This window comes from Nonlabens sp., from assembly GCF_047636915.1.
Classification (GTDB): Bacteria; Bacteroidota; Bacteroidia; order Flavobacteriales; family Flavobacteriaceae; genus Nonlabens.
Genome location: NZ_JBLIGN010000140.1, coordinates 1 through 4,410 on the forward strand (window position 1 = coordinate 1; position 4,410 = coordinate 4,410).

Below are 4,410 nucleotides of genomic sequence, written 5' to 3' on the forward strand. Positions count from 1 at the left end.
TTAGAAATCAGAAACTCCAAAACAAACAATCATTTTGATAACTAGTAAATAAAGCTTAATTTTGCAGCCCAATTTTAACAGCATAAAAAGTCTTTAAATGAATATAAAACGTACGGCCACAGACGCACTTAACGCAACAATTACCATAGAAATTGAAAAGGCAGATTATCACCATCAAGTAGATAATGTACTTGCTGAGCGTCGCAAGACATCAAATATTCCAGGCTTTAGAAAAGGACACGTTCCCGCAAGCCTTATCAATAAAAAATACCGCATTCCCGTATTAGTAGAAGAAATCAATAAAATAACCCAAACACAACTCAATAAATTCATCACAAGTGAGAAATTGAACCTTTTGGGGAATCCGCTTCCCAAGGATCAAGGGGCTATTAACTGGGAGAATGACAATTTCTTTTTTGAATTTGAAGTAGGGCTTGCTCCAGATTTTGAAGTAGATGTAAAAGGCAAAAAAGCCATTACACACTACGAGATAAAAGCTGACGATAACACCATTAACGGCCAGATTGATCGCGTACGCGAGAACTATGGCAAGTTAATTGCCCAAAAAGAAGTGGCAACGGGTAATGAAGTAACTGGAGTCTTTAAAAATGATGACGAAGGGATCAATGCTGACGCTACTTTCTCTACTAAAAAGATTAAAGGGAAGTCCAACCTTAAGAAATTTATAGGGGCTAAAGTTGGCGCTATTTTAGAGTTAAATACAAAAGCCCTTTTTGAAGAAGACCAAGACTTAATGACCTTCCTTAAATTAGAAGAGGACAAAGTAAAAGGACTTGAAATTGATCTTACTTTTGAAATAACAGAAGTAAACGAACGTGAAAAAGCAGATTTAAACCAAGAATTCTACGACAAGATTTTTGGCCCAGATGTGATCAAAAGTGAAGAAGAGCTAAGAGAAAAATTGCGCGAAGATGCTGCGAAGCAATTTGGTCAACAAACAGACCAGAAGTTACTAACTGACATCACGGAAGCACTTATAACAAACACAAAATTTGACCTGCCTGCAGACTTCTTAAAAAGATGGATCGCAGCAAGTGGCGAGAACGAATTTACAGATGAAGAAGCAACAGAGGAGTACGAACGTTCTGAAAAAGGATTGAGATATCAATTGATTGAATCTAATATCGTAAAAAATAACGAAGAACTGCAACTAAAGTTTGAGGACCTTCAAGAGTATTCTCGCATTATGATACGCGAGCAAATGACTCAATACGGTCATATGGATGCAACAGATGAAGAAGTGGATCAAGTAGTTGCTCGCATCATGAGCAATCAAGAAGAGGTAAAACGCATGAGTGAGCAACTTCAAAACGAGAAAATGTTGAAGTTTTTCAAAGCAAATGCAAAACTGAAGAAGAAAGAGCTCACTTACGAAGAGTTTATTAAAGAAGCTTACAACGCATAGGCCTACTATAGAACCTTTACAAATAGAAATATTTTAAATTTTCTCTTTGATTTGGGAAGTAATTAAAGAACCCCTAATAATTCATACCTTTAGGAGTTATCTATTTTACCAATTAGTTAACGCCTTTTTCATTCAATACGCATTAATTTTACCACATGGATATATCTAAAGAATTTGAGAAATTTGCCGTAAAAGATCAAGGAGTAAATCCGATGTATTACGATAAAATAATGGGCAGTATGTACCCATCTAACCTTACACCTAACATTATTGAGGAGCGCCAGATGAATGTGGTTGCTATGGACGTGTTTTCACGTTTAATGATGGACCGTATTATATTTATGGGTCAAGGAGTTAATGATCAAGTAGCAAACATTATACAAGCACAACTGCTTTTCTTAGAAAGTGCAGATGCTAGTAAAGACATACAGATTTACATCAACTCTCCAGGCGGTAGCGTTTATGCAGGATTGGGGATTTATGACACCATGCAATTCATAAAACCAGACGTGGCCACTATTTGTACTGGTATGGCAGCAAGTATGGGTGCCGTTTTGTTATGTGCAGGTGCAGAAGGAAAACGAAGCGCACTGCCACATAGCCGTGTGATGATACATCAAGTTTCTAGTGGAGCTCAAGGACAGGCAAGTGATATAGAGATTACTGCTCGTGAAGTTGTAAAATTAAGAGAAGAATTATACACCATTATTGCAAAGCACTCCGGGCAAACTTATGAAAAAGTAAATGAAGACTCCGATCGCGATTATTGGATGAAATCAGATGAAGCTAAGGAATACGGGATGATCGATGAAGTTTTAAGAAGAGAATAATTGATTTAGGGCAACGGGATGATGTAAGTCCCGCTTTCGCGAAAGCGAGAACAACACCTATTTAAATCCCTAAGTTAACCCACTACAAACCGGAATAACAACAGGAAAAAACTGCGGTTTTCTAAAAGACACTGTTTACGGTGTCAAAAACAGAAATATGAGTAAAGAACAATTAGAATGTAGCTTTTGTGGACGCAACAAATCAGATACCAACCTGCTTATTGCTGGTCTAGACGCACACATTTGTGATCGCTGTATAGAGCAAGCTCATGGAATAGTTCTGGAAGATACTACGGTGGAGCAACCTGCTGTTACCAATGCAGAATTAGAGCTAAGAAAACCAAAAGCGATAAAAACCTTCCTTGATGAGTACATTATAGGTCAAGATTTTACTAAAAGGGTAATGTCAGTAGCTGTTTATAACCACTACAAAAGGCTTTTACAAAAAGATACGGATGACGATGTAGAGATACAGAAATCCAATATCATGATGGTAGGACAGACAGGAACTGGTAAAACGCTTATTGCAAAAACCATTGCGAGAATGTTGAATGTACCTCTTGCTATTGTAGATGCCACCGTACTAACTGAGGCGGGTTATGTAGGAGAAGATGTAGAAAGTATTCTAACAAGGTTGCTGCAAGCTGCAGATTATGACCTCGAAAAAGCGCAAACAGGAATTGTTTTTATAGATGAAGTAGATAAAATTGCTCGCAAGAGTGATAACCCATCAATCACTAGAGATGTATCTGGAGAGGGCGTACAACAGGGGCTATTAAAATTACTGGAAGGAACTGTAGTTAATGTGCCGCCTAAAGGGGGACGTAAACATCCAGATCAAAAATTTATCGAGGTAAATACAGAGAACATCTTGTTTATCGCTGGTGGCGCTTTTGACGGGATCGAAAAAGTGATTCAAAAACGTATGAATATGCAAGCGGTAGGTTTTAGCGCGAGTATGTCTAACGATGGTGTTGTGGAAAAAGATAATTTACTCCAATATATCATCCCTAAAGACATCAAAGATTATGGGATGATTCCAGAAATAATAGGCCGTTTACCTGTATTGACCTATATGGATCCTCTAGATGCCAAGACACTAAGAGCGATTCTTACCGAGCCTAAAAACGCCATCATCAAGCAGTATAAAAAGCTTTTTGAAATGGATGATATAGCATTTTCCATCACAGATGAGGCACTTACTTTTATTGTAGAAAGAGCTATAGAATATAAATTAGGTGCTCGTGGGTTGAGATCTCTTTGTGAAGCGATCCTTACAGATGCCATGTTTGATATGCCCGGAGGAGATCAGAAAGAACTAGAAGTAAGTAAAGACTATGCCGAATCAAAACTCAATAAAAACGCGATTCAAAAATTGAAAGCGGTGAGTTAAAAAGAATCTTTTTAATCCTAAAAACCCCTTGCAAATTATTTTGTAAGGGGTTTTTAGTTCAAGTTAATATCTAATTCTAATGTCATTGAATTCACGTATTCGCCTAAACCTTGATCTTTATATTCTTTTGACTTTACCGAAATTTCGAGAAAAGCTCCCTTGACAAAACTTGGTTTATAGTATCCATTCTTATCTGTCTCTGTATGTTTTATCGGACTTTCTTTATAACTTTGAACCGGACTACACCCATGTTACCAAAATCCCTTCTCAACTAGCACATTACAAACAGACCTTAACTACTGATCAAAATTTTTCCCTCAACCCTTATATTATTTATATCTGTAATGCTACCTATGAAGACCATTGCAGGGATTACTAGGATTAAAAGACAGTTGCTTCCCTAGTTATCAAAAACAGTAGATAATCTATCAAATTTAAAACAATCATCTTAAATTGCACCCGTTAAATAAAGCAGTGAAAAAACATCTCTTACATATATTCATAGTTATGGCAATTGCCATCACATTAGTACAATGTGCTAAGCGTGGATCGCCCACAGGTGGACCTATAGACCAAAAGCCACCAGTAATCCTGCGGGCTTATCCAGATAATTATACGAGAAACTTTAAAAATCAAATCATTGAAATTGAGTTTGATGAATTTGTGAAATTTAAGGACTTACAAAAACAGTTCGTTGTTTCACCACCTTTAAAAACCAGACCTATTATAAGTCCTCAAGGAAGTCCAGCAAAGAAAATCAC

At 37.0% G+C, this 4,410-nt stretch carries 4 protein-coding genes; all 4 read left to right on the forward strand.

Features of this window, described 5'->3' with window-relative positions; translation table 11 throughout:
- Window positions 1–97: 97 nt before the first annotated feature.
- On the forward strand, window positions 98–1,426 hold the full coding sequence (locus ACJAT0_RS12775) for a trigger factor (protein ID WP_415181963.1): 1,329 nt from the start codon (window positions 98–100) through the stop codon (window positions 1,424–1,426).
- Between the two features lie 155 nt (window positions 1,427–1,581).
- Entirely contained in the window at window positions 1,582–2,256 is a 675-nt protein-coding gene (gene clpP, locus ACJAT0_RS12780) for an ATP-dependent Clp endopeptidase proteolytic subunit ClpP (protein ID WP_374004216.1), read from the forward strand.
- 157 nt (window positions 2,257–2,413) lie between these two features.
- Entirely contained in the window at window positions 2,414–3,649 is a 1,236-nt protein-coding gene (gene clpX / locus ACJAT0_RS12785) for an ATP-dependent Clp protease ATP-binding subunit ClpX (protein WP_374004215.1), read from the forward strand.
- A gap of 474 nt (window positions 3,650–4,123) precedes the next feature.
- On the forward strand, window positions 4,124–4,410 hold a 287-nt coding region (locus ACJAT0_RS12790), incomplete at its 3' end, for an Ig-like domain-containing protein (RefSeq protein ID WP_415181964.1).

Bases quoted from the DNA above. Each gene is read 5' to 3' on its own strand.
- ACJAT0_RS12775 (WP_415181963.1), top strand. From the start codon at position 98: ATGAATATAAAACGTACGGCCACAGACGCACTTAACGCAACAATTACC.
- clpP (WP_374004216.1), top strand. From the start codon at position 1,582: ATGGATATATCTAAAGAATTTGAGAAATTTGCCGTAAAAGATCAAGGA.
- clpX (WP_374004215.1), top strand. From the start codon at position 2,414: ATGAGTAAAGAACAATTAGAATGTAGCTTTTGTGGACGCAACAAATCA.